This window comes from Pseudomonas sp. JDS28PS106 (genome assembly GCF_036706555.1).
In the GTDB taxonomy this organism is placed as follows: domain Bacteria; phylum Pseudomonadota; class Gammaproteobacteria; order Pseudomonadales; family Pseudomonadaceae; genus Aquipseudomonas.
Genome location: NZ_JBAJGT010000006.1, coordinates 315,371 through 341,891, shown reverse-complemented (window position 1 = coordinate 341,891; position 26,521 = coordinate 315,371). Strand labels below are relative to the sequence as shown.

Here is a 26,521-nt window from a genome sequence, read left to right as displayed (position 1 = left end):
GCCTGTTCTGTGGGGCAGCACATCTGACTGATATGGAAAGTATTGAACGACGCACCTGCGGAGGATTGGCTTTGGGGTGTATCACCTAGGTCGGCTAGCTCAGGTGTCACACAGCATTGTGATTTAACACTTTCAGAGGGCGTGCAGCAGCCACCAAGAGCACGCTCGACGCTGGGCATCGGACTGCGCATCTCCTTAGTTGAATTAGCTGGTTCGCTGAGGGTGTAGAGCTGGCTCGAACCGGCAGGTGCCAACTGAGTTTGCGAGCCAGAAGAGCAGCACGTCGCTGCCGGAGCATCCGACGCCAAGCCATCGCGAGTGCCGCAGCAGGGCGAAACAGCGCTGCCCAGCCCGCTGACCGTGCTCTCGTGGTTTGGCACCCATGTTTCAACCGCTCGTTCAGCCTTTTCGGCGACGGCGGGGGAACCGTTCGGTTCGCCGCAGCACTTCTTCATTTCGTTACCCTCAGCAAGTCATGCTGCGAGTAAACACCCTGAAGTGGCTACAGGGTCAAGTCCCAAAAGGCTCGACTCGATACCATGGAGGGTCACTGCGCGGGATAGTCAGCCACGACCAGCTCTTTACCCTGCGTGGTCAAACCAATGACCTGATAGGCGCTTTTACGATTGCCTGATTCCATACCAGGGGAACCCATGGGCATGCCTGGCGCGGCGACACCCATGAGATCTGAGCGCTTAGCCAACTCGGCAATCTGCTGCACGGGCACATGGCCCTCTACGAACTTCCCATTTACTACGCCGGTGTGGCATGAGCCCAGTTTATCGGGCACGCCCAGCTTGGCCTTGACTGCACTCATGTTGTCTTCCAGGTGATCGTTCACCGTGAAGCCATTGTCTCGCAGGTAGGCGATCCATTTGGAGCAGCACCCGCAGTTCGGATCTCGGTGTACGTCAATGGTCTGGGCTGGAGCAGCTTGAACCAGTGACACAGTGCCTACTGCAATGAGCATGGCAATGCGACGCCCTGCGATTTTCATACTTGGCAATTTCATGTGTGTGCTCACGTTAATATAGAAAATACAGCCTGGGCTCGTCGCACTTGGCTCAATGCAGCCTCATGGAGAAAACGGCGCACTACAAGCCATGAATATGTAACACGTTGTATCCGTCAATCCGGTCTGCCGCTCACCGTTTTTGAGTGTTTAAGCTTATGCGCTTTTGGGGAATATCAGCTTGAACGTCGTCGGGCCGTCGAGCTCGCTTTCTACGGTCACATGGCCTTCATGGAGGCTCATGATGCTTCGCACGATGGCTAGACCCAGCCCAGTTCCACCCTGTTGCCTGGAGCGACTAGGGTGGACACGGTAAAACCTGTCAAAAATCCTAGGCAGGTGCTCAGCTGCGATTCCCTCCCCAGTATTGCGTACCGCCAGTAAGGCCTCGGTTCGGCTTTCTGCAAGCTCCAATGCGACTGTGCTCCCAGCAGGGCCGTGCCTGATAGCATTCGAGAGAAGGTTTGAGATCGCTCTTTGTATCATCAGCGTCTCACCATGGGCATGTGCATACCCTCTAATGACCAAAGACATACCCTTGTCTTCAGCCGAGTGCGAGAACAGCTCCGTCACTTTCTCCGCTTCGCTGCGCAGATCAATCGACGCGGTCGCTAGAGGCACAGATGGCTGACTGACGCTCGCTAGGAATAGCATCTGTGAAACCATGCGCGAGAGCCGTTCCAGCTCTTCAGTGCATGATTCCAGCACCTGCTTGTATTCCGAAGGCGGACGCTCTCTTGAAAGCGTCACCTGAGCCTTGCCCATCAGGTTGTTCATAGGCGAGCGGAGCTCATGGGCAAGGTCGTCAGAAAACTGCGCAAGCTGCTGCACGTCACTATCGAGCCGATGGAGCATGAAATTGATAGCGTGGGCCAGATCTCGGAGCTCATCAGGAAGGCCATCCACTTTCATCCGATGAGAGAGATCACGCGCAGATACCATCGCAGCGACTTTCCGAAACGCACGCAGCGGCTTTAGCTCTCGATGAACAAACCACCAGGCGCCGCCGCCTACCAAAAGAAGGATCAGTGGAACCGCAAAGAGGGAAGATTTCACATAAGCGTTTAGGAGAGCGACGTCGCTTTTCCTGTCCAGGGAAAGCAGCACGAGCACATGCTGACCATTGAGCAGCCGTACCACCCTGTAGGCCATTAAGGTTTCTTGGCCTTCTGGGCTTGTCAGGTGTAGGAAATCCTTAGACCGACCATCTGTTTCAGGAATAGGCAGCTCCTTTCCCTCATCGCCACCTAAGGACAACAGCTGTCTTCTTGGCGAACTGGAATCCAGGATTGTCAGCGTGTAGTCATCATGGCCAATGATCTGATCGCGAAGGTTATGCGGGTGCAGAACTACTTCGGCCACCGAGCTTAAGCCCTCCGCCAAGCTATGCTCGATCTGGCTAAGCTTTTCATTAAGCGCATCCACAGCCCGCGCATCAAGCTGGCGCGAAAGGGTCGCATACGCTAACGTCGCCATAATCAGCACCAGGAGCGCACAGAAGATACTCACTGTCAGCCCTAAGCGCATGGACAGTCTGGTAGGCCTCACTCCCGAGCTTCCAGCACATATCCAACACCGCGCAGGGTGTGAATCAGCTTGCGGTCGAACGGGTCATCTATCTTCGCCCTGAGTCGACGTATCGACACCTCTACTACGTTGGTATCGCAGTCGAAATTCATGTCCCATACCATAGAAATGATTTGTGTCCGGGACATGACTTCACCGCTATGGCGCATCAGCAAATGAAGAAGAGCGAATTCTTTGGTAGTTAGGTCGATGCGCTGGGTGCCGCGAAAGGCTCGGTGCCTACCTTGGTCAAGCTCAAGATCCGCCACGCGGAGCACTTCGGGCAGCCCCGACTGCTCGCTTCGGCGCATCAGTGTCCGGATCCTGGCCAATAGCTCGGGAAACTCAAAGGGCTTGACGAGGTAGTCGTCGGCACCCATTTCGAGACCTTTTACTTTTTCTTCCAAGCGTCCACGCGCCGTCACCATTATAACTCGCGTATTGCAAGTTTTTCTAAGTTCTCTCAACACCTCCCAGCCTTCCATCACCGGCAAGTTAACATCCAAAATTACAATGTCGTAAACTTGGCTTTGAGCAAGGTGCAGACCATCAATGCCAGTTTTAGCTATATCAACTACATAGCCACTTTCCGACAGACCTTGATGCATGTACTCGGCAGTTTTGAGCTCGTCCTCTACAACAAGGATTCGCATAGAAGACATCCTCTATAAATTACATTATCTGACTTACGAGCTATAGATTTTTTTAGATGCCCGGCGCCGTTATTTTCACAGAATTTTCACAAACCCCTGTGCGTAAAGGGATTTTAAAGCCTGTAGCAGGTTCAGGGTCAAGGTTCCTGACATAAAGAATTGGCCCGGTGCACGCTGACTGCACCCGACTACCCATGCAGAAAACAACTAAGGTGTTACTCCATATTTCCGTCGAAGACCTGCTACCTGACTACCTTAATCCAAACCCAAGAAACCCGCTGCCAGATAACGAAATTGTAATTTTCCTGCAACCCTTGTGATAGCCGCAGATCTCTAGAGTCCTCGCACCTACTTTGTCTAGCTATAGACCGAGTTTCGCCTGCTCGTATCGAGCTGACCCTGTTGAACGACTGGAGAAGTGCAGTGCTTGGGCTTGGAAATTTTTCAGTAGCGACGCGCACTTTAAGATGTGCTTACGCACTCGGCGTCTTGTCCCTTCTGATGGTGCCACTTAGCGCTGCGGCGCTGGACAAATCGCAAAACATATCCTTGCAAGAGGCAATTGAGGCTGCGTTTTCACGCAACCCGGATCTTGCTGCTGCCCGGTGGGAGATCCAGATCTCCGAGGGGGAGAGACAACAGGCCGGGCTGATGCCAAATCCCGAATTGTCGTGGGAGGTAGAAGATACCCGCCGCAGCACCAGCACCACCACGGTCATGTTGAGTCAGGCACTTGAGCTGGGTGGCAAGCGGGGCGCCCGCATTGACGTAGCAGATCGTGGGCAAGATGCGGCAAGGATCGAGCTGGAGCGTCGGGGCAATGAGTTGCGCGCCGATGTGGTGCAGGCCTACTTTGCAGCGTTTAGGGCACAGACCGGGCTTGATCTGGCCAAGCAGTCGCAGGGCCTCGCACAGAGGGGTTTGGAGGTAGCCGAAGGTCGAGTTCGTGCGGGTAAGTCCTCACCAGTCGAGGCCACCAGAGCCCAGGTGCAGCTTGCAGAGACAGACCTTCAAGCGCGGCGGGCACTGACCCTTAAAATCAACGCTTATCGAGAACTGGCCAAGGCAACGGGATCTGCTGTGATCTCTTTCGACAGGTTGGACGGTGCTGATCTGTCGAAGATTGTAGCGCCGCCCTCAATGAAACTGTTGAGCGCGCTGAGTCAGTCCGCCGAGCTCCGCCTGGCTGAAGCGCAAATCCAGCGAACTGAAGCAACCTTAGGATCGGAACGAGCACAACGTGTGCCGGATTTGACCGTTAGCGTTGGCAGCCAGTACAGCCGCGAAGACCGAGAGCAGGTAAACGTCGTTGGCATGTCCATGCCCCTTCCGCTGTTCAATCGTAACCAAGGCAATGTCTTGGCCGCCTCTCGTCGTGCAGATCAGGCCCGAGATCTGCGCAACGCCGCAGAGCTAAGACTTCGCACCATAGTCCAATCGGCTCTGGATCAATGGACAACCTCTTCACGGGAGGTCGAGTCCTACAATCGAGTCATCCTGCCGGCAGCCCAAAACGCTGTAGACACTGCCACACGCGGTTTTGAAATGGGCAAATTCGGTTACCTGGAAGTACTCGACGCTCAGCGCACGCTCATTGATGCACGCACCCAGTACCTGGAATCCATGGCTACAGCGACTGATGCCAGGGTAACCGTGGAGCGCATCTATGGCGATCTCAGTCGCCTGTCCCTTAATCCGTAAATCTCGCTAATCCGAACTTATCGGGCACATTGCATGCGATGCATGCAGGTGGTCGTCAGGAGCATTCATGAATAAAACACGGGGCATAACAATCGCTGTGGCGGTCGTTGCCATCATTGGTCTGGGTAGCGTTGCGGTAGGCGGCAAGATGCCGCCGGTTGTGGCTGAGGTTCAAGCTGCTGGCGATGGACATGACAAGGAATCCGGTGACGCTCACGGCGAAGACGGACATGACAAGGACGAGCACGGTGCAGCAGGAGAAAAAGAAACTGGCCATGGGGAAAAAGAACATAGCGATGAAGGCCATGGCAAGGAAGGCCACACAGAAGCTGCATCAGAGGGAGCCCACGAAGAGGAAGGCCACCTTGAGCTGACGGCTGAGCAAATCACTGCCGCTGGTATTGAGGTCGTAGCCGCTGCACCTCGACAGATGAGTACGTCTGTGACATTCCCCGGCGAAATTCGCTTCGATGAAGACCGCACCTCTCACGTAGTGCCTCGCGTAAGCGGCGTAGTCGAGTCTGTGAGGGTTGACCTGGGGCAGACCGTGAAAAAAGGCCAGGTGCTGGCTGTGATTGCCAGCCAACAGATCTCGGATCAGAGAAGCGAGCTGAGCGCTATCCAGAGGCGCCTTGAACTGGCACGGCTGACCATGCAGCGCGAGAAAGAGCTGTGGCAGAACAAGATTTCTGCCGAACAGGACTACTTGCTGGCCCGCCAGGCGTATCAAGAGGCAGAGATCAATCTGGCCAATGCGCGGCAGAAACTCGGAGCCATTGGGGCAAATCTGAACGCGTCTGCAGGAAACCGGTATGAGCTCGTGGCCCCCTTTGATTCCGTGGTCGTGGAAAAGCATCTGAGTATCGGTGAGATGGTGAATGAGGCCAGCACCGCGTTCACTTTGTCAGACCTGACGCGTGTATGGGCAACCTTTGGCGTCACACCAAAAGACTTGAACAAGGTCGTCGTTGGCAAGCCGGTGACAGTCAGCGCACCTGATCTGGACGCAAAAGTTGAAGGCCGTGTGAGCTACGTCGGCAGCCTGCTGGGCGAACAGACAAGGGCTGCAGTGGTGCGAGTCATTTTGCCCAATCCTGAGGGTGCCTGGCGTCCAGGGCTTTTTGTATCAATCGACGTGACAGCGGACAAGGCCCAAGCGGCTGTCAGCCTTCCTGAGTCAGCTATTCAAACCGTTGAGGACAAGCCTTCGGTGTTCGTGCGCAATCCAGAGGGATTTCAATTACAGCCGGTGACCATGGGTCGACGTGACGGTGGTTACGTAGAAGTCGTTCAAGGCCTGGCCGCAGGTACCCAAGTGGCCTCTACAGGCAGCTTCATTCTCAAGTCAGAGCTTGGTAAAGGCTCGGCTGAGCACGCCCATTGATCCGCGTCGCACGAGTACAAACCCATGTTTGAACGGTTGATTCAATTCGCGATAGAACAGCGCATTGTCGTAATGCTGGCTGTCCTGCTGATGGCTGGGCTAGGCATTGCCAGCTACCAGAAACTTCCTATTGATGCAGTCCCTGACATTACCAATGTCCAGGTACAGATCAACACATCTGCACCAGGTTTCTCGCCGCTCGAAACAGAGCAACGGATCACCTATTCGATTGAAACCAGCATGGCCGGCTTGCCAGGGCTCCAGCAGACACGTTCGATGTCACGGTCGGGCCTGTCGCAAGTCACCGTCATTTTTGAAGACGGTACGGATCTGTTCTTTGCTCGCCAGCAGGTCAGCGAACGGCTGCAGGTTGCCAAGGATCAGCTTCCTGAAGGCGTTGACGCAGTGATGGGGCCGGTCTCGACGGGTCTGGGGGAAATCTTCCTTTGGACAGTCGAGGCAGCCGAGGGCGCTCTTAAGGAGGACGGAACGCCCTACACCCCGACCGACCTGCGGGTCATTCAGGACTGGATCGTCAAGCCGCAACTGCGCAACGTCCCAGGCGTGGCTGAAATCAATACCATCGGCGGCTTCGCTAAGCAGTATCAGATCGCTCCAGACCCTAAAAAACTGGCCGCTTACAAGCTGACGCTCAACGATTTGGTAGTGGCCTTGGAGCGCAACAACGCGAACGTCGGAGCGGGCTACATTGAGCGCGGTGGGGAACAGCTGTTGATTAGGGCACCTGGTCAGCTCGCCACTGCCGAAGATATTGCGAACATTGTAATTGCTAACGTGCAGGGCACGCCTATCCGCGTCAAAAGCGTTGCGGATGTAGGTATCGGCCAGGAGCTACGATCAGGCGCGGCGACCGAGAATGGGCGTGAGGTAGTGCTGGGCACGGTCTTCATGCTGATCGGGGAAAACAGCCGCACCGTTTCACAAGCGGTAGCTGCCAAACTGGCAGACATCAACCGAACGTTGCCCAAAGGTGTCCAGGCCGTAACGGTCTACGACCGCACCAATCTTGTTGAAAAGGCCATCGCAACCGTCAAGAAGAACTTGATTGAAGGGGCAATCCTGGTCATCGCGATCCTCTTTCTGTTCCTTGGGAACATCCGGGCTGCCTTGATTACGGCGATGGTGATTCCGCTGGCCATGTTGTTTACCTTCACAGGTATGTTTGCCAACAAAGTCAGTGCCAACCTCATGAGCCTGGGCGCACTGGATTTCGGCATCATCGTCGACGGAGCCGTTGTAATCGTCGAGAACGCGATTCGCAGGCTGGCTCATGCTCAGCAAAAGCATGGACGGATGTTGACCCGAGGGGAGCGATTTCATGAGGTTTTCGCTGCCGCAAAAGAAGCACGTCGACCTCTGATTTTTGGTCAGCTCATCATCATGGTCGTCTACCTGCCGATCTTTGCCTTGACGGGCGTTGAAGGCAAAATGTTCCACCCGATGGCATTCACCGTCGTCATTGCTTTGCTCGGCGCCATAATTCTTTCCGTGACATTCGTCCCTGCTGCGATCGCCATGTTCGTCACCGGCAAGGTCAAGGAAGAAGAAGGCGTCGTCATGCGCACAGCACGCCTTCGCTACGAACCTGTGCTGAAATGGGTGCTTGGCCACCGCTCGATAGCCTTCTCAGCCGCGTTCTTGCTGATCGTCCTGTCGGGTTTTACCGCCAGCCGAATGGGCAGCGAGTTTATCCCCAGCTTGAGCGAAGGTGACTTTGCCTTGCAGGCACTCCGGGTGCCAGGAACAAGCCTGAGTCAATCGGTGGATATGCAGCAACGCCTGGAGAAAGCGGTCATCGAGAAGGTGCCTGAAGTAGAGCGGATGTTCGCTCGAACCGGTACAGCTGAAATCGCAGCCGATCCAATGCCGCCCAACATCTCCGACAGCTACGTCATGCTCAAACCACAGAGTGAGTGGCCCGATCCAGGAAAGTCACGGGAGGCATTGATTGCCGATCTACAGAAGGCTGCCGCGAGTGTGCCGGGCAGTAACTATGAGCTGTCCCAGCCCATACAACTGCGTTTCAACGAACTGGTGTCCGGGGTTCGAAGCGACGTTGGGGTGAAGGTGTTTGGCGATGACATGGAGGTACTGAACCAGACGGCAGCCAAGATCGCCGCTGCCCTGCAAAAAGTGCCTGGAGCTTCTGAGGTCAAGGTAGAACAGACCACCGGCCTGCCGGTGCTGACGATCAATATTGACCGGGACAAGGCTGCTCGCTACGGCCTGAATGTGGGAGATGTCCAAGACGCCATTGCGATCGCTGTGGGTGGTCGACAGGCGGGAACGTTGTACGAAGGTGACCGCAGATTCGACATGGTCGTGCGCCTGTCCGAGAAGCTTCGAACCGATGTTGCTGGCTTATCGAGCTTGTTGATTCCTGTCCCGGCCAGCGCGGGCAGTACTGATCAGCAGATTGGTTTCATCGCGCTATCGCAAGTCGCGAGCCTTGATCTGGTACTAGGGCCTAACCAAATTAGCCGGGAAGATGGAAAGCGCGTAGTCGTCGTCACTGCCAATGTCCGTGGGCGAGACCTGGGGTCATTTGTATCGGAAGCTGCCGACACCATCGAAAATGGCGTGCAGATACCGGCAGGCTATTGGACAACATGGGGCGGGCAGTTTGAGCAGTTACAATCTGCGGCCAAGCGGCTACAGATCGTGGTACCAGTAGCATTGATGATGGTGCTGGCCCTGCTTTTCATGATGTTCAACAACCTCAAGGACGGTTTGCTGGTCTTTACCGGTATTCCGTTTGCATTGACCGGTGGCGTCATGGCGCTGTGGCTTCGGGACATACCACTGTCCATTTCAGCGGGCGTTGGTTTCATTGCGCTGTCTGGCGTCGCAGTGCTCAACGGGCTGGTCATGATCGCGTTTATCAAAAATCTTCGAGAAGAAGGGCGCTCTCTGAGCGACGCTATCAACATCGGGGCATTGACACGCCTGCGCCCGGTGTTGATGACGGCCCTCGTTGCCTCGCTCGGGTTCATACCCATGGCCTTGGCTACCGGCACAGGGGCTGAGGTTCAGCGCCCATTGGCCACCGTAGTGATCGGCGGCATCCTGTCGTCGACGGCGCTGACCTTACTGGTGCTCCCGGCGCTGTACCAATGGGCATATCGCCGGGAGGAGGACTGATCGAGCCTCCCCCCTCAAAGCAAGCTCGCGGCAACTCCGCCGCGAGCGTCAGGAATGGTGCAGGTGCCCATCCTCATGATGATCGTCCGCTGAATGATCATCATCGTGGAAGCCGTCATGCTCCAGCTGGATGGTGCAGTGGCCGATCTCGAACTGCTCAGTAACCAAAGCGGTAATTGACGCCAGAATGGACTGACCGTCCATAGAGCTTTGCGAAATGACCACATGGACGCTCATCACGTTCTTGCCGCTGGTGACCGACCAAACGTGTAAATCATGGACAGCTTGGACACCCGTCACAGAGAGTATGGCTTGTTCTACTTTGTCTAAATCGATGCCGTTGGGCACGCCCTCAAGCAGCACATTCATACTCTCGCGTAGTAGCGTCCAGGTGCGAGGAAGCACCCATAAGCCTATGGCCGCAGCGACCAGTGAGTCCACCCATGCCCAACCGGTATACCGAATCACGATAGCGGCAACGATCACCCCTATCGAGCCGAGCATGTCACTCCAGACCTCCAGATAAGCGCCCTTCACATTCAGGCTTTCACCACTTGCAGCGCCCAACAGGCGCATCGAAATCAGATTAACCACAAGACCTAGGACGGCCACAATCAACATGCCAGTCGATTGAATGGCGGAGGGATTGAAGAGCCTCTGGTAAGCCTCATAGAGAATATAAAGAGCCACGAGGAACAGCAGGATCGCGTTGAACGCTGAGGCCAGAATCTCAAACCTCGCGTACCCGAATGTTCGATTCCGATCAGCAGGTCGCTTGGCGATTTGGAAAGCCATCAACGAGATGGCCAGTGCCGCAGAATCTGTGAACATGTGAGCAGCATCAGAAAGCAATGCCAGGCTGCCGGTTATCCATGCGCCGATCACTTCTGCAATCATGAATCCAGTGGTCAGGCCCAGTGCCATCAAGAGCTTCTTTTCATGCCCTGCGCGTACCTGCCCATGGCTGTGACCTGCGCTCATAATGTGTTCCTTGCATCAGATAAAAAGAAGTGCAAACCAGTTTGTATCTGTGAGACAGACGCGTGTTGGAGGTGTTCACCACAGTTCCGAAAAGGCAAAAAAAAGCGCCCCGAAGGACGCTTAAATATTCACCTTTTCCAAAGGAGCTCTTGAGCTTCTAAGGTGAATCCGATGTGATGTGGTTAACCTTCGGATTTCTCCGACACTTGTTTTTCGGTTTTATCTTCGCCCTTTACCAGCCGCTGCGATTCAACGCGCAATTCATTCTTTTCGCGGGCTTCCTGCTGGGCAAGACGGAACTGCTGAGCCGCTTGCATGGAGCGCTCGCTGCCATCTTGGGCAAAGGCCAGGGCGCAAGAAAGAGTTGTGGCCACGAACAGGATCGATTTCACGAGCTTCATATATATCACCGGAAAATTATTGGGCGGCTCCAGAAGTCAGAATTCCTTTCTGTAGAGATTAGGTAAAGCATAACCCTCGCCTGCTAACAGCAACATGATCGCAAGATTACAATATTGTTATGCCAAAGGTAGCGGCAATCGTTCGGAGGATATAGATTTCCGAATCGTAATTCTTGGGCAACCTCCAGGTAATCCCCTCTTCATATAATGGGGATACTTACTAATAGAGGTTCACACTATGCGCCTTATGTCCGCACTGATAGCCACCTGCATTTCTTTAGCTTCTCTGCCATCCTATGCACTCAGTGGCGACTCCTTGGCTCAGGAGTCTATTGAGAAGCATCAAATTGCTATCCAGGCCTATGCAGATAAGAAAGACAAGCCCATGCCAGAGATTATCGAATACAAGTACGGCATGAAACTGGACGTAGCGAAAGTTGTACGACAGACACCGGATACAAAAAGCTGCCAGGTCATACCGCGACTTATGACTTATGAGAACTCAGCGGGTGAGCTAATGACAGTGCAGTACATGGCGCTAAGCGAATGCCGCAATAAACACTGACCCGATGAGCGGACGGCAAGGACTTAAAACGGCCTACCGGACTAACGCATTAAGTATTTTATATTCCGCAGATAAAGGCGCCTTGTATAGGGCGCCTTTTCTTTTGTTACTCAGCTATAACGTCACCATAGCGCCAGGCGTTATGGTTAGGGCGTTACAGGATGCTGAGTGGGTACTCGACTATCAGCCTGACTTCGTCTAGGTCAGATTCAAAGGCCGTAGCTCGTGTCGTGGCCTGACGCATTCGCAGTGACAAGTCTTTCATAGATCCTGTTTGGACGACGTACTTGGCCTCAATGTCACGCTCCCAGCGATGTTGATCGGTCAAGGGGTTTCCTTCTCCATCTCGACGCATATAGACGTTATTCGCATTCGAGTAATCCGCTCCGGTGCCCTTGGCGTAACGGGTCATGAACGACAGACCAGGCAAGCCAAACGGTGACATTTCGATGTTATAGGTGATCATCCATGATCTTTCCTTAGGGGAGTTGAAGTCGCTGTACTGGATCGAGTTCGCGAGATAGATCGAATCGGATTGACGCAGATAATCGAAGTCATCATCGCCTTGGTTACGCTGGTGTGAGAGCGACAGCGTATGTGCGCCGTACTTAACTCCAAGCTTCGCGCTCCAGATGTCGTTATCGAACTCGCCAAGAAGTTTTCTTCCTTCATCTTTTGCATTGTAGTAGTTGAAGTCAGCGGTGAGAGCAAGCGCGTTTGTGATGGGTTGAACATATGAAGCAGAGACGTAGGTTTGATCCCACGCATCTTTCAAACGACTTCCGTAAAGACTGAGGCTTAGCCGATCAGTCGCGTCATACTCGCCTCCGAAGTACCCAACCCATGGTGAGTCCACTGAGCCTGCATAAAACGTAGCAAAATCATCCTGCATCCCGCTGGACGCAGGCTGGCTCATTGCATGAAGGCGCCCTGCTTGAAGGGTCAAGTCGCTGATGCTGTTGTTCACAGCGGTGACCCCTCGGAAGCTCTCTGGGAGCAGGCGCGAATCGCCGAAGGACACGACTGGGGTCGTAGGGAACACGTCTCCCATGTTTACAACGGTATCGAAAGCCCGTGCCTTGATCGAACCACCCAGTTTTGTGTACTCATCTTCGGCATCGCCATTGCCATCAACCGGTAGTACGTCAAATGAGCTCCTGGCGCCGTTACGGCCTCCACCGGTATCGAGCTTGATACCCGTCATCGCAAACGCATCAACCCCAACACCAAAGGTGCCCTGCGTGAAGCCAGATTCAAATCGGCCAATGATTCCTTGTGCCCATGCCTCGGAATACCCATTGCCTGTGGGGCTTGACTCCCCCTTTCGGTGGTCACGGTTCATATAGAAATTCCGGGTGAGTACCGTGAGCGTACTGCCCTCGATAAATCCCTCCTTTTCCTCATCCGCAAAGCTGGTAACGGGTGTAAAACTGGCTGCTGCTGAAATCAAGGCCAGGGATAGTTTCTTCAAGTGAGTCATGTGCGCTCCGTTCGAATCGGCAGATTTTTGTCAATGTCGATCTGGCTTGTTTTGTTATGCGAGCTGCCAGCAGGCGCATTTTGACGAGTCGAACATAACGGCGAGGTGGAGGTAGGATTACAAAAACGAAAGGCAGCCGCAGAGGAACGTATCCCCCTGGGGAACCTCGTAGGTCATGGACGGCGTGACGCCTTGCGTGCGCCGCTGGGGCGCGGCAGGCATGATAGGAAACCCGTACCACCTGGATAATCGTGACTATGGAAGAGCTGGTTTATACCTCGATATGCCAAAACAACGGCTTGATCATTTTCGATGCGCTCGGTGAAAGCGAAATGCAAACAGGATTGCGGCTTTACGAGGATTTGCTCGACCACTCCACCGCTATTGGCCGAGCGGGGTACTGCAGTTTCCACAAGATCAAAAGCAAGCAGATGTTGATTGCAGCACTGAGGATGGTGCAGACGGAATGCAGATCAGGCGTTCTCTTTCCCGTACTACATTTCGAGTGCCATGGAGATCCTGCGAAAGGAATCTTCCTGCCCGCCAGCAATGAATATGTCGGATGGGAAGAGCTTGTCCAGGAGATTGCGGCGATTAACCAGGCGACCCGTAATAACACGGCGGTAGTGCTAGCTGTATGCCACGGGTTGGAGATTTCAAAGCTTGTAAGCATCACGGCGCCTTGCCCATTCAACTATCTCATTGCGGCACCTGATGAGGTGCAAGCTGGCTACCTTCGAGACGTCATTCCAGCGTTCTACAAGTCAGTCGTTCAGTCTGGCGATTTGCAGGCAGGGCTTGCCTTGTTAGCTGCCCCTCTGAAGCTATTCCACTGCGGAGAATGGTTTTACCGAACCCTAGCCACTTTTATGGTGACCAGCTTCAACGCTGCAGGGCGTGCTGAAGTCGTAGAGCAGATCGTCACCGACCAGGTAGAAAAAGCCGGGTACCGTAATCGCGAAATGATTCGAGCAGCCCGAGCTAGAGCAAAAGCGTATGTAAAATCACCGCACGGCTTTTACAACCAGGCATCGTCCATTTTCTTCCACGGTAAACTGCCCATTCCCTACGGGGATTTCCGCGCATTTGTGGAGCTCAAGCGGCACTGCAGGTAGACCCCGAGCGACAGGGCTGCCCTTATCACCACATGATCCATGTTTATGCGCGGATCGACTGTGTAAACGAGCCCTTCTACCTTCGCCGAGCGATTCCGGTTAGACGACAGCAGCTCGGCTATACGCCGCCTCTAAATTCCACTTAATAAATTTTGAAGGCGTGTTGGCCGGACGCTTACGCAGACTCATCACTGCTGAGCCGCCCAGCTTACGGAAATGTAATTACGCTGTTTGTTCGCTTATGGCATCTTCGATGTATCAAACGCACTAGCTATCTAAAGGGCAAACCCTCAGGAATACACTGCAGTGCGTGCACCTGACTCACAGGACATGAATCGGTATGCAATCCAAAACTTCTCGGCGCACCTTCGTGAAAGGTCTCACCGCAGGCGGAATTCTCGGTGGCTTAGGGCTATGGCGTACGCCTGTATGGGCGGCTCCAAGCTTGGGCGAGACCAGTGCCCTGTCAGGTACAGAATTTGACCTATTCATCGGAGAAACGCCGGTAAACATCACTGGCAATTCCCGTACGGCCATGACCATCAATGGTGGAATTCCGGGGCCTCTGCTGCGCTGGCGTGAAGGAGATACCGTGACCTTGCGGGTCAAGAATCGCCTCAAGGACATGACCTCCATCCACTGGCACGGGATCATTCTTCCCGCGAATATGGACGGTGTGCCGGGCCTTAGCTTCCATGGGATCGAGCCTGATGGCACGTACGTTTACCAATTTAAGGTGAAGCAAAACGGAACGTACTGGTATCACAGTCATTCCGGCTTCCAAGAGCAGGTAGGTGTGTACGGCCCGCTGGTAATCGAAGCAAAAGAGCCCGAGCCTTTTGAGTATGACCGTGAGCACGTGGTGATGCTTACTGACTGGACGGATGAAAATCCTGCTTCGCTGATGAAAACGCTGAAGAAGCAGGCGGACTACTACAACATCCACAAGCGGACAGTCGGTGACTTCATCCAAGACGTAGCGGACAAAGGTTGGTCAGCCACCGTCGCTGATCGCAAGATGTGGGCCGAGATGAAGATGAATCCCACTGACATCGCAGACGTCAGCGGCGCGACATACACCTATCTGATGAACGGCCTGGCTCCTAATTCCAACTGGACGGGCACTTTCAAACGCGGCGAAAAGATCAGATTGAGATTCATCAATGGGTCGGCCATGTCCTACTTTGATGTCCGTATTCCGGGCTTGAAGATGACCGTCGTAGCCGCCGATGGCTTGTATGTCAAGCCTGTGACCGTGGATGAGCTCAGGATCGCCACAGCTGAGACATTCGATGTGATCGTTGAACCGACTCAGGACGCTTACACGCTGTTCGCGCAGTCGATGGATCGATCGGGGTACGCCAGAGGCACCTTGGCCGTCCGGCCCGGTATGGCTGCGCCAGTACCTGAACTTGACCCTCGTCCTCTCGTCACCATGGCCGACATGGGTATGGCCGGTATGGATCATGGCGCGATGGGTGGTATGGGCGACATGGCTGGAATGGATCACAGCAAGATGGCCGGTACGGAAGGCAGCTCAATGCAGGGTATGTCGGGGATGGACGGCGGCGACATGAAAGGTATGAATCATGGCGCTACGCAAGACATGCCCGGCATGGACAGTATGACTGGGATGGATCACAGCAAAATGTCTATAGGTGGCATGGGAGAAATGCAGCAGCACCCGGCCTCAGAGTCCAACAACCCTCTCGTCGATATGCAGGCCATGTCGACGTCGCCAAAGCTTGATGATCCCGGTATGGGCCTTCGCGATAATGGCCGAAAGGTACTGACATACTCTGACCTAAAGAGCACGTTTGAGGATCCAGATGGCCGTGAGCCAAGTCGAACTATCGAACTGCACTTGACCGGTCATATGGAGAAGTTTTCCTGGTCTTTCAACGGCGTGAAATTTTCGGACGCCGAGCCTTTAAAACTGAAATATGGCGAGCGAGTCCGCATCGTTCTCGTCAACGACACGATGATGACCCATCCCATCCACTTGCATGGCATGTGGAGCGACCTTGAAGATGAAAACGGGCAATTCCTTGTCCGCAAACACACCATCGATATGCCGCCAGGTTCAAAGCGCAGCTACCGAGTGACAGCCGATGCGCTGGGACGCTGGGCCTACCACTGCCATCTCCTGTACCACATGGAAATGGGTATGTTCCGCGAAGTGCGTGTAGAGGAATAAGGAGCTGACTATGAGCAATTTCTTTTGCGGGACTCGCATGCATTCAGCTGTATTCACGGTTGCTCTAACCGCTGGTTTTATCCTGCCTGTAGCCGCTGAACCCGGCCAGGGCACGGAAGACGGGAAGATGCAGACAATGGATCACGGACAGATGCCGGGTATGGATCACGGCAAAATGCAGGGTATGGATCATAGCCAGATGCAGGGCATGGATCACAGCCAAATGGAGGGTATGCAGCCCGCCAAGCAGCAGACACAGACCAAAAGCCGGACTCCAATACCGCCTTTAACTGACGCTGACAGAGCCGCAGTCTATAAGGCGCCTGGTGGTCACGAAGTCCATGACACTGCTCTCAATACTTTTTTTATATTTGAGAAGCTGGAATGGCAGGACGCTGATGATGGAAGCGCGCTCAACTGGGAAGCCCAAGGTTGGATAGGTGGCGATGTTGATCGCCTATGGCTGCGCTCCGAAGGTGAGCGCACCAACGGAAAGACTGAAGAAGCCGAGGTTCAAGCGCTTTGGGGCCACTCCATCAGCCCTTGGTGGGATCTGGTCGGCGGAGTTCGTCAAGACTTCAAACCAGGCGACCCTCAAACGTGGGCAGCTTTCGGTATCCAGGGCATGGCGCTCTACAACTTCGAGGCTCAGGCTACTGCTTACCTGGGTGAAGGTGGCCAGACCGCTGCCCGGCTGGAAGGAGACTACGACATTCTCCTGACCAATAAGCTGATTTTGCAACCGACGGCAGAACTCAACTTCTATGGCAAAAACGATCCCCAGCGGGGCGTTGGCTCAGGACTGTCTGAAAGTGCGATTGGTCTGCGGCTCCGCTACGAAATCCGCCCAGAGTTCGCACCTTACGTCGGTGTGACTTGGAATCGGGCTTATGGAAAGACCGCTGACTACGCCCGCGATGAAGGCGAAGACAGTAACGAAGCACGCCTGGTGCTCGGTATCCGGGTGTGGTTCTAAATCAAACTTAGCGGCAACAATAATTATCTAACCTCATTACAACAGCTACGCGCTGTGAGGAGCCTTGCATGTCAGTATTTAAATCCTGTTTTGTGGCCGTCGCTCTTTCTTCCAGCCTTCTGCTCAGCGCAGTTGCCCAGGCTCACCCGAAGCTGCTGTCTTCCACTCCAGCTGAAGGCGAGAGCGGCCCTGCTCCTGCGAAGATTGAACTGCACTTTTCTGAAAACCTAGTTACCCAGTTTTCCGGAGCCAAGCTGGTCATGACAGAAATGCCTGGTATGTCTCACTCCCCTATGCCCATGAAAGCCAGCGTTGCAGGAAGTAGCGATCCAAAAACAATGATCCTGACTCCAGCTGCCCCCCTCACCGCTGGCACCTACAAAGTAGAATGGCGAGCGGTCTCCTCCGATACCCATCCGATTACCGGCAGCGTTACGTTCAAAGTGAAATAAGCATGGGCGACCCGTTGAATGTGGCGCTGCGCTTCGCGCTTTATCTCGATCTGATGCTCCTGTTCGGCCTGGCGGTCTTTGGACTGTACAGCTTTCGGGGTAAAGAGCGTGTGTCCGGAGCAGTGTTGCATTTTGGGTGGATACTGCCCGGCACCGCTGCTATAGGCATGCTTTTGTCCATAGCAGCTTTCGTGGTTATGACGAGCAACATGAGCGGCGCCTCCGATTGGACGGGGCTGCGGCCACACTTGGAAATGATGCTGTACGAGACCGAGATCGGCTTTAGCTGGGTGACGCGCATGATCTCGCTAGCGGTGGTCATTGCTGTCGCAAGCCAGAGCAAGCGATGGCCAACAGAGAGTCTATGGGTTGCTACCTTAGCTGGCAGCATCGCCTTGGCGACGCTCGCGTGGACAGGTCATGGGGCCATGGATGAGGGTGCCAAGCGGTTCTGGCACTTTGCCGCTGATATCCTGCATCTACTTGCCGCTGGCGGGTGGATCGGAGCTCTCGCGGCGTTTGGTTTGATGCTAAGGATGAAAAGCTCTGATCCAGAGCTACTCGTCCGGGTGCTGCCACGAGCGCTCAGCGGATTCGAAACAGCAGGCGCACTGATCGTTGGCACGGTCATAGTTACCGGCGTCGCTAATTATCTTTTCATCGTTGGGCCGACAGTGGTCGATGTCATATCGGGCACCTATGGTGTTCTTCTACTCGTGAAACTCGTGCTGTTCGTGGGCATGATCGGACTTGCTACCCTGAATCGTTTCTACCTGAGTCCTGCCCTTGAGCGATCTGCGCAGGCCGGTGATTACTCTCTGGCAGTGACTGCCTTGAGAACAAGCGTGGTGCTTGAATCGACCTGTGCTGTGGCCATCGTCGTCTTGGTGGCTTGGCTTGGGACACTGAGCCCGTCTATCGACATGGCTCAAGGGTGAGTTAAAAGCAGATCTGAGCGGTTCCAAATGCGGCTCAAAGTCGAACCAAGTCAGGCGTTCTTGACTTCAGGCTTTCCTGGGCTGTGGTGTGGTCGATGAGCTCGCCTGCTGCAGGACTACAACGTTTGAATGGGACGCAAAATTCTCCTCATGATAGGATCAAAAACTGGTCAGTCTGGATCAAGCGGTCGGCACGCATAGGTAACCCACAGACGTCGCTCCACATCCTGTCACGTGCATTCGACATCAGTCATTGCGGGCAGCCGACACCGCGTAGACATATGGAGAATGATTATGCGTGTTCCAATCCATCCTGATGACCTCGTGGCCGGCACCGGTTTTATTCGGCTTGCTAGAACCTTGAAGCGCGAGTGGCTCGGTATCGAACCGATCAGCCTGTCTCAGGCGAGCGAGTTGATGTCGAGGTGCCTCGGCTACTCGAATCTTCACGACATGAAGCGTAATGCCAAGCAAGGCAGTGCTGAATTCGCGCCTCTCGCTAACGTGATGACTCAATGCCTGGCTACAATGACGGCTGAGCTAATGGAATCTGGCCAATGCAGAGTACTCAACATTGGCGAGCTTCAGGAGCAGATTTTTCAATGGCCGTTCCTGCAATTGAGTACCTACCGTAACCACTACGGGCATGCGGACAATCGGGTAGTCGGTCAAGCAGTAAAGACTGAGCTCATTGATGCTTATATGGATACTCTAACGGCCAGGCCTAAGCAGCAAATGCCGGTGCTGCCCCCCCCATTCACGACTCGTGACCTGCAAGCGATGTTAGGGCATGTGCCACTAAATTCAACGTTCGATTATTTATCGATGACATCAGGCAAGTGTCTCCATGGTGTAGACGGGGCATCGCTGATGACGTCCGTTGACTGCTTGATCTGTAAACCGTTGATTCATTAAACAGGTCGTCGCTACGTGCGCCCGACAGCGATAAGGGTGATGCGGCACAGATATGGTGCCCGTGTACTCAGGTACAAACGCCCGGTTGATCACCGGGCGTTGTGCTTTCTGCTCTTAGTTATGCAGCCGACTTAGGAAGGATTGTCTGCTTCATGTGATGGCTAAGCCGCGAGTCGCGCTTACGCACCGACTACAGGGTAGGTTAAGCGCAAATACTCAGATTGCCGATTATATTTCTGTAAGCCGCCTGCTCGCTGCTTTGACCGTGTCTACCTCACCTCGACCTGCCTTCAAGGGAAGCTATCCGCAGGCTTCGAGACGATTACATTTGCGTCAGCTTGCGCATAGCGGCCAATTTGGTCGCACACTCGAAGGCCTCACAACCGGAGCCCAAGCATGAAACTCTTGGTAGCAGAAGACGAACCCAAAACCGGAATTTACCTTCAGCAAGGCTTGGTGGAAGCCGGCTTCAGTGTCGACAGGGTTGTGACAGGGACGCAGGCATTGCATCAAGCACTGAGCGAGACCTACGATCTCCTAATTCTGGACGTAATGATGCCGGGCATTGATGGCTGGGAAGTCATCCGAAGCATCCGCGCAGCCGGGCGAGCAGTTCCTGTGCTGTTTCTAACGGCCAGGGACGGAGTTGATGATCGGGTCAAGGGGTTGGAGCTAGGAGCTGACGATTATCTGGTTAAGCCATTCGCCTTTTCCGAGTTGCTTGCTCGCGTCAGAAGCTTGCTTCGCCGAGGTTCCGCCGCGCCCAACCAGACATCAATCAAGATCGGGGATCTGGAAGTCGATCTTCTGAAGCGCCGCGCCATGCGCTCTGGTCGCCGGATAGACCTCACGGCTAAAGAGTTTTCGCTACTTGAACTGCTGATGCGCCGTAGGGGCGAAGTTTTGCCAAAATCACTGATTGCATCGCAGGTCTGGGATATGAATTTTGACAGCGATACCAACGTGATCGAAGTCGCCATTCGCAGGCTTCGGGCCAAGATTGACGATGACTTCGACACCAAACTGATTCAGACCACGAGGGGAATGGGCTACATGCTAGACACTCCCGATACAGAATGAGGCGAGCATCTCTTACCCTGCGGTTGAGCATGATGTTTGTCTGTGCTGTCGTCGCCGTGCTGGTTGTAGCAGGCTTTACCTTCGATGCGTTTAGCCAACATCATTTCAAGGCGCTCGACCGTCAGGCGATGACGGAAAAGCTCGAATCCATCCGGCAAATTATGGATGGCAAAGCTGGCTCCGCAGACTCATCAGAAGTCGTGTTGCAATTACAGGCGTTGCTTGGTGCTCATCAGGAACTCTCGGCCTCGATTACCACCAAGGATGGGAAGACGATCTTCGCGACCCCGAATGCAGTTGAGCATCCTCCTTCCTACTCGGGCGTCCCTGGAGAAGACATGTGGGAGTGGACAGCTGGCGACCATATGTACCGAGGCATGCGGGCCCAGGTTCGCTTAGTAAACGAAGCCGAGCCACTGACCGCTTGGTTGAGTCTAGATATCACCAGCCATCTGCATTTCGTCGAAACCTTACGGTGGTGGCTGGTGATCGGGCTGACGATCAGTGCTTTGGTCAGCGCAGCTTTAGGATGGCTGGTGGCGCGCAGTGGGCTGAAGCCGGTAGCACAGGTGACCCAAGTTGCGGCCTCGATGTCAGCCGGATCGCTGAAAGAGCGCATCCCGATGGACGCGGTACCTCGCGAGCTTGAAAGCCTTGTCTCTTCGTTCAACGCCATGCTTGCTCGCCTTGAAGAGTCATTTGTTCGGCTGTCCAACTTTTCGGCTGATATCGCACACGAGCTGCGCACTCCGATCAGCAATCTGCGAACGCACACCGAAGTCATCCTCGCAAAAAAACGTGCGCCCGAGATCTATGAAGAGAATCTCTATTCCAATCTGGAGGATCTGAACCGGCTCTCAAGCATTATTGATGGCATGCTGTTTTTGGCCAAGTCGGATAATGGTTTGGTTCTGCCAGCCAAAGAGAAAATAGAGCTACGGTCAGTCGTCGAAAAGCTCTTCGAGTATTACCAGTTGCTGGCAGACGACACCGGGGTAAAGCTGCAACTCTCCGGGCATGGCGCAGTGTACGGTGATGGCACGATGTTGGATCGGATGATTTCTAATCTGCTGTCTAATGCGCTCAGATATACGCCACCTGACTCTGCGATCTCCGTCAGAATCGACCCAAATGGCGACATGATCAGCTTGTCAGTACAAAACCCCGGCGAAGAGATAGCGGCAGAGCATTTGCCCCGGCTGTTTGACCGTTTTTACAGAGCCGACCCTGCCCGCAGAGAAGGCGCCACCAACAACGCGGGGTTAGGGTTGGCAATCGTAAAATCGCTGGTTGATGTTCATGGAGGCACCGTTGGATGTGCCTCCGGGGCAGGTCATACGACGTTTACGATCAGCCTGCCCGCTTGGGACAGAGATGCTCACCATCCGACCTATACCAATGCACCGGCGCCCTCGCTGGGATAGGCGAGGTAACCACCGCTACCTTACAGCCGTAATGGCTCAGATTGATACAGGAGCGGGGATATGAGGATGCGGATCGTAGCCCACGATCTCAAAGTCTTCAAACTTATAGTCGTAGATACTCTCTGGCTTACGCTTGAGTACCAACTTCGGCAATTGACGGGGCTCGCGAGTAAGCTGCAACTTAACCTGCTCAATATGATTCAGATAAATATGAGCATCGCTCATGGTTACCACTACTTCACCCACACCCAAATCACATTGCTGAGCCAGCATGTGAGTCAGGAAACTAACGCCAGCCAAATTGTAGGGATTTCCGAGCAGTAGATCGCTCGATCGAATATATAAATGCGCCGACAGCTTATTGTTGGCCACGTAGAATTGGTAAAGCAAATGGCAAGGCGGCAGTGCCATCTTTCCGTTACGAGCATTCTCTTGTGGGCTCACTGACTCATCGGGCAGGTACTCGACGTTCCATCCATGGAAGAGGATGCGCCGACTGTTCGGATTGGTCTTGAGCGTATGGACGACGTAGTCAATCTGGTTGATGGTCTTGCCATCCTGGGTCGGCCAAGCAGTCCACTGCTTACCGTAGATTGGGCCAAGCTCGCCGTCCTCAGTCGCCCATTCATCCCAGATTTTGACACCATTCTCCTTGAGCCATTTGGTGTTGGTGTCGCCGTTCAAAAACCAAAGCATCTCATTGATGATGCTCTTGAAATGCAGCTTCTTGGTGGTGAGTAGGGGAAAACCCTCTTCCAGATTATGACGGAACTGGCGACCAAAGACGCTCAGCGTGCCCGTTCCTGTCCGGTCGCCTTTCTCGACGCCGTTTTCCAGAACGTCGGCCAGCAACTCGTGGTACACCTTCATTTCGATTCCTCAAGATTTACGCTGACCATATGCAGCGCATCACGCAATTTTTGAATTTCAGTTTCCTGCTGCTTGATCGTCAATCGCTGCTCTTCGGTGACCTGGACGTAGTAGTCCCTGGACTCACGGACGGTAGACAACCGCTTATCGATCGAGGCGAATGAGCTCTCAGCTTCCTGGAACCTATTAAAACAATAAAGCACTTCCAGTCGGCTCTTTTCAAGCCGTTGCATGAGAATCGTCTTGGGATCCTGCTTCTTCTCTGCCTTGACCCGTTGAGCAAGCACCTCCATGCGTCGAGTGTCCTTGATGGCCTCAAGGCGCTCCAGGGGCCATCGGCGCTGCCTGATAGTGTTGCGATGAATGCCCGTGATCCGACCGAGCTCGGCAGCTGTAGGCTTCAACGACTTGTCAGAGGCGATCTGCATGATCCCTTGAGCCAGTAGCTCAGTGTTCTGGTCGAAGTCGAGCTTATTTTGTCATCAAAGGATTGGCCGGTCATACCTCAACCTCCTCGTCCAGATACTCAAGCACGCCCTTAGCTTCCTCCATGGATGCTCCCAACTCGCCCTCAACATCTGCAGAGTTTGGAGAGTCCAATGCCCAGCTTTTTGCAGATAGATCTCACGCCATTTGGGAGCATGCGCCTGGGCACCACAGCATTTTTCCACCGGTTGAAGGAGTTCGCCGCGCCCTTGCTGCCGTCAATGGCGCAGTGGGCAGTAATCACCATTGATGGCTTCAGACACACCCGGCGAAATGAACATACGTCCTAGAATCGAAAGGCGTCGCCGATCACCTTGAAGGTCACTCGCGGGACTTCAGAGCGTTGCAAGCCTGCGGCGTACATGAGCCGGAGCAAGCAGCGCTCAAGCTCAATCTGCGTGGCCATAATGAGCTTTCTGAGCCCACTAAGGGAACAGGCGACCACCAAGCTCTTGCTGGAGCAGGGGGTCAGCTTTTGCAAGACCAGTACAGTACATCGCTCAACGAATTCAAATAAACTATCATCACATACGCTCCGACTGGCTTGACTCCAGGACATCAATAACACCGCGAAGTCTATCAATTTCGGCTTGCAAACCCTGGTTCTTTTGATTGAGCTCGCCCACTCGGTTGACATAAAAAGCTTTAGAATCCAACTGTATCGCAAGCTCTTCTTTCAGTTTCATCCTCTTCTCTGACAGAGCATTGGAGTAATTGAACCAATGTAAGACTTCAAGCCGCGAAGCTTGGAGCTTATCGGTGAGCACAGTTAAAGGATCAGCCTTTTTCTCCTTGGCAAGCTTCTTACGAAGCTCTTCAACCGCGCGAGACTCTTTGATTGCAAGCAGCCGCTGGCCTGGCCAAATGCGCTGTCTGATCGTATTCCTATGTATACCAGTAATACGACTCAACTCGGCAACTGTCGGCTTTAATTTGACGCTTCCTGCAATCTGCATAAGGCCATTGGTAAGAGTTTCGGTATTTCGGTCGAAATCCTCTTGGTTCTTCGTATCGAAGGCTTGGCCTGCACTCAAATTTTCCTCATTCATCGTCCACCTCCTGACCTAGCTCTAATAGCACCGCCAGTGCTTCCTCCATCGCGGCTTTTGCAGCCTCATGCAGGTGCTCGGCGTCTTTGCTGCGCAGAATCCTACGATTTTGCTCAAAAACGGATCGCCATGCAGGAGCGTTACCCTCCGTAATAACGGCGTTAGCGCACCGCTGGGGATTGCACCGCAACCCTCCAATACAAGGAATAGATGAGTCGAATTCTTCAGCACGGTTCCCATAACAGAAAGCCTGGCCTGTGCTGATCACGGCAATTTTCTGGCGCGTGATAGCTTCAAACACCTCCTCCTTGGTGTATCCAGCTGCCATATAGCCTTCAAAATGTTTTGCAATGTGGGCAACATGTTCTTGAGCATGCTTTCCAGCGAACCCTTTGTCTGGGTCATAGACGTTTTTAATAAGCTCCAACTCAGCCGCGTGCCGAAGCTCGCCACTTTCCTTTTGATGAGCAGTACCCGCAAGCATGTCTCCGATTTCGCCATATCCCAGCGTCGTTTGGCTAAAGCCCTTACGCAGCCCAAAACTACCCACAATCCCCGAAAAATGTTTGAGTTGGTGGGAAATAAAGGGCAATCCTACATCTGCCCTGTAGAGCTGATATGCCAATGTGTGGCGAAGCATGTTGGGATAAAAATGGATCCCTTCCGCCTCGTCGGGCGGCATGGCCGATTTGATAAACGCAAGCAGAGGTTCCTTGTAGGAACTACTGGTAAGAGGCTCGCCTGTTTTGCCATACGGCACAGTGAATACATTGCTGAAGATGTAGGGATTGTTCTTGATTTTATTAATCAAGATACTAGCGCGAACGGCATCCTGCACGATGGGAATCGCAACCCAGCAATCGTCGAAAAGCAGTACGGATTCTTCTTCATGCTTATGAACGTTACTCTGAATCAGCCACCGAAGACCATCAGGCTTTAAGCAAGCTTCTGCTTTCAAATCAGCGAGTTCAGAAACCCTCATAGCGGTGTACTGACCTATCATATACATACAAGCGTTTGAGACATAGTTCAAGTAGGGCCAAAGGTTGCCTGCTGTTGAACCGGATCCTGACTTTTCCGCGTAACGTTTAAGCGCCGTCACGGTGCAGGTGCTCAGAATCTCATCCATGTACGGGTTGTCAGCACCAAGGGCTTCACGGATGAATTCCTTAGGGTAGCCGGCTGTATCAAGCCGCTTATAGGCATAGACCGCAAATGCCTCTGGCGTAAGCCCGTTATCGTGAGAAGCAAAATAACACCTTTGATTTCTCCTCTCCAGCGAGGCCTTATCAGCGACCGGATGCCCCATCGCGTCCAAGAAATCCACGATAGCGAACGAACCCAACGAGGAAGCGCGTTGAAAACATTCGTTCGAAATAATTTTCTTCTTTTTGCCCCTAGAGTCCTTCTCTCCTTGAGAAATAACGTCGGTAGATTTCTTCTTCCAATGCAGCCGATCAGGATCAATGTTTGCCACTGCCCCGTTAAACACCGTATCCTGGAAAAACTGCGCAGTAATAATCGAAACGAACATGCGAACCCTAGACGAATACGCATACTTGTGTTCGCTGGCGGCTAGTTCAAAATAATGGGCAGGCACGTCTTTAAGCGAGCAAATTTCAGAGCGGACGTACTCGACACCAAGCTTGCGAGAAAGCACTTGGTACAAAGTATCGATGTACAGAAGACCTTGGTCGAACAAAGCTACAATCGTCTGCTTTTTAGAAGGTTTTTTTGCTTTCGACTCATCATCAAGCTGAGTAAGGATGCCAGGCGCCAAGGAATAGCAATAAATGATGATTTTGAGCTCCAGAATGACCTCTTGAGGGATCCACTTATGGCGCTCAAAATTGATTGACAACTTGGTGCCTTTCATCGTTTTTGCAACATTGAGGTTATCGGCGTTCCAATCCCAAACCGAATCAAGAAAAGACGAAAGCTTGCTGACTTTCAGCATACGCAGAAAGTCAAAAAACGCTAGAGCCTCAAGCGACGGTTGAAGATTTTCGACAGAATCAAAACTGCTATACAGAAGACGCCCGACAAGCTCTTTGAAACGTGATAGTTGGAGCAATGGAAGAATTTTGTGTTCATCAGCAAGCATAAATAACCTT

Annotated in this window: 22 protein-coding genes; 12 read left to right on the top strand and 10 right to left on the bottom strand. The window is 53.6% G+C overall.

Features of this window, described 5'->3' with window-relative positions; translation table 11 throughout:
• Positions 1–547: 547 nt before the first annotated feature.
• The 3 genes from TRP66_RS12985 to TRP66_RS12975 form a co-directional block, all read right to left on the bottom strand.
• Entirely contained in the window at positions 548–1,012 is a 465-nt protein-coding gene (locus tag TRP66_RS12985) for a DUF411 domain-containing protein (protein WP_090355455.1), read from the bottom strand.
• 156 nt (positions 1,013–1,168) lie between these two features.
• On the bottom strand, positions 1,169–2,560 hold the full coding sequence (locus TRP66_RS12980; RefSeq protein ID WP_310791937.1) for a heavy metal sensor histidine kinase: 1,392 nt from the start codon (positions 2,558–2,560) through the stop codon (positions 1,169–1,171).
• Positions 2,557–3,231 (bottom strand): heavy metal response regulator transcription factor, encoded by a 675-nt coding sequence (locus TRP66_RS12975; RefSeq protein WP_090355449.1) that lies wholly within the window; start codon positions 3,229–3,231, stop codon positions 2,557–2,559. Before TRP66_RS12975 ends, TRP66_RS12980 begins: the two co-directional genes overlap by 4 nt.
• A 501-nt stretch (positions 3,232–3,732) precedes the next feature.
• Between TRP66_RS12975 and TRP66_RS12970 the strand changes: the two genes are divergently transcribed.
• The 3 genes from TRP66_RS12970 to TRP66_RS12960 all read left to right on the top strand — a co-directional run bounded on the left by TRP66_RS12970 (position 3,733) and on the right by TRP66_RS12960 (position 9,478).
• Complete coding sequence (locus tag TRP66_RS12970) at positions 3,733–4,932, top strand: TolC family protein (RefSeq protein WP_333402968.1); 1,200 nt, start codon at positions 3,733–3,735, stop codon at positions 4,930–4,932.
• Positions 4,933–4,999: 67 nt separating this feature from the next.
• Entirely contained in the window at positions 5,000–6,316 is a 1,317-nt protein-coding gene (locus TRP66_RS12965) for an efflux RND transporter periplasmic adaptor subunit (protein WP_090355443.1), read from the top strand.
• 24 nt (positions 6,317–6,340) lie between these two features.
• The gene (locus TRP66_RS12960; protein ID WP_333402817.1) at positions 6,341–9,478 is read left to right on the top strand and encodes a CusA/CzcA family heavy metal efflux RND transporter; all 3,138 of its coding nucleotides are present in this window, start codon (positions 6,341–6,343) and stop codon (positions 9,476–9,478) included.
• A 48-nt stretch (positions 9,479–9,526) separates the two neighbouring features.
• On the opposite strand, the gene TRP66_RS12955 is transcribed toward TRP66_RS12960, so the two are convergent.
• Positions 9,527–10,459 carry a cation diffusion facilitator family transporter gene (locus TRP66_RS12955; RefSeq protein WP_090355437.1) on the bottom strand — a complete coding sequence of 311 codons (933 nt, stop codon included), beginning with the start codon at positions 10,457–10,459 and terminating at the stop codon, positions 9,527–9,529.
• 182 nt (positions 10,460–10,641) lie between these two features.
• On the bottom strand, positions 10,642–10,860 hold the full coding sequence (locus TRP66_RS12950) for a hypothetical protein (protein ID WP_105224044.1): 219 nt from the start codon (positions 10,858–10,860) through the stop codon (positions 10,642–10,644).
• Positions 10,861–11,098: 238 nt separating this feature from the next.
• Between TRP66_RS12950 and TRP66_RS12945 the strand changes: the two genes are divergently transcribed.
• The gene (locus tag TRP66_RS12945; RefSeq protein ID WP_090355432.1) at positions 11,099–11,425 is read left to right on the top strand and encodes a DUF2790 domain-containing protein; all 327 of its coding nucleotides are present in this window, start codon (positions 11,099–11,101) and stop codon (positions 11,423–11,425) included.
• Positions 11,426–11,579: 154 nt separating this feature from the next.
• Here TRP66_RS12945 and TRP66_RS12940 read toward each other — a convergent pair whose 3' ends face one another.
• Positions 11,580–12,905 (bottom strand): OprD family porin, encoded by a 1,326-nt coding sequence (locus TRP66_RS12940; protein ID WP_090355430.1) that lies wholly within the window; start codon positions 12,903–12,905, stop codon positions 11,580–11,582.
• 257 nt (positions 12,906–13,162) lie between these two features.
• On the opposite strand from TRP66_RS12940, the gene TRP66_RS12935 reads away from it, so the two are divergent.
• From TRP66_RS12935 to TRP66_RS12900, 8 genes are all read left to right on the top strand, one after another.
• Positions 13,163–14,020: a hypothetical protein gene (locus TRP66_RS12935; RefSeq protein ID WP_333402810.1), complete on the top strand. Its 858-nt coding sequence runs from the start codon at positions 13,163–13,165 to the stop codon at positions 14,018–14,020.
• Between the two features lie 340 nt (positions 14,021–14,360).
• A complete protein-coding gene (locus TRP66_RS12930; protein ID WP_192068267.1) occupies positions 14,361–16,217 on the top strand; it encodes a copper resistance system multicopper oxidase in 1,857 nt (618 codons plus the stop codon).
• A 10-nt stretch (positions 16,218–16,227) separates the two neighbouring features.
• Positions 16,228–17,193: a copper resistance protein B gene (locus TRP66_RS12925; protein ID WP_442965198.1), complete on the top strand. Its 966-nt coding sequence runs from the start codon at positions 16,228–16,230 to the stop codon at positions 17,191–17,193.
• A 68-nt stretch (positions 17,194–17,261) separates the two neighbouring features.
• On the top strand, positions 17,262–17,645 hold the full coding sequence (copC, locus tag TRP66_RS12920; RefSeq protein ID WP_090355422.1) for a copper homeostasis periplasmic binding protein CopC: 384 nt from the start codon (positions 17,262–17,264) through the stop codon (positions 17,643–17,645).
• Positions 17,646–17,647: 2 nt separating this feature from the next.
• Complete coding sequence (gene copD, locus TRP66_RS12915; protein ID WP_090355419.1) at positions 17,648–18,583, top strand: copper homeostasis membrane protein CopD; 936 nt, start codon at positions 17,648–17,650, stop codon at positions 18,581–18,583.
• Between the two features lie 294 nt (positions 18,584–18,877).
• Positions 18,878–19,498, top strand: coding sequence for a hypothetical protein (locus TRP66_RS12910; RefSeq protein ID WP_090355415.1), 621 nt, complete (start codon positions 18,878–18,880; stop codon positions 19,496–19,498).
• Between the two features lie 396 nt (positions 19,499–19,894).
• Positions 19,895–20,578, top strand: a complete 684-nt coding sequence (locus TRP66_RS12905) for a heavy metal response regulator transcription factor (protein WP_090355412.1) — start codon at positions 19,895–19,897, stop codon at positions 20,576–20,578.
• Positions 20,575–22,002, top strand: a complete 1,428-nt coding sequence (locus tag TRP66_RS12900; protein WP_314568048.1) for a heavy metal sensor histidine kinase — start codon at positions 20,575–20,577, stop codon at positions 22,000–22,002. The genes TRP66_RS12905 and TRP66_RS12900 overlap by 4 nt, the downstream gene beginning before the upstream one ends.
• Positions 22,003–22,038: 36 nt before the next feature.
• Here TRP66_RS12900 and TRP66_RS12895 read toward each other — a convergent pair whose 3' ends face one another.
• The 4 genes from TRP66_RS12895 to TRP66_RS12880 form a co-directional block, all read right to left on the bottom strand.
• Entirely contained in the window at positions 22,039–22,872 is an 834-nt protein-coding gene (locus TRP66_RS12895; protein WP_314568051.1) for a thymidylate synthase, read from the bottom strand.
• Positions 22,869–23,300 carry a hypothetical protein gene (locus TRP66_RS12890; RefSeq protein WP_314568053.1) on the bottom strand — a complete coding sequence of 144 codons (432 nt, stop codon included), beginning with the start codon at positions 23,298–23,300 and terminating at the stop codon, positions 22,869–22,871. The genes TRP66_RS12895 and TRP66_RS12890 overlap by 4 nt, the downstream gene beginning before the upstream one ends.
• A 582-nt stretch (positions 23,301–23,882) precedes the next feature.
• Positions 23,883–24,407 carry a hypothetical protein gene (locus TRP66_RS12885; RefSeq protein WP_333402797.1) on the bottom strand — a complete coding sequence of 175 codons (525 nt, stop codon included), beginning with the start codon at positions 24,405–24,407 and terminating at the stop codon, positions 23,883–23,885.
• Positions 24,400–26,511, bottom strand: coding sequence for a site-specific integrase (locus TRP66_RS12880; RefSeq protein ID WP_333402795.1), 2,112 nt, complete (start codon positions 26,509–26,511; stop codon positions 24,400–24,402). Before TRP66_RS12880 ends, TRP66_RS12885 begins: the two co-directional genes overlap by 8 nt.
• Between the last annotated feature and the right edge of the window lie 10 nt (positions 26,512–26,521).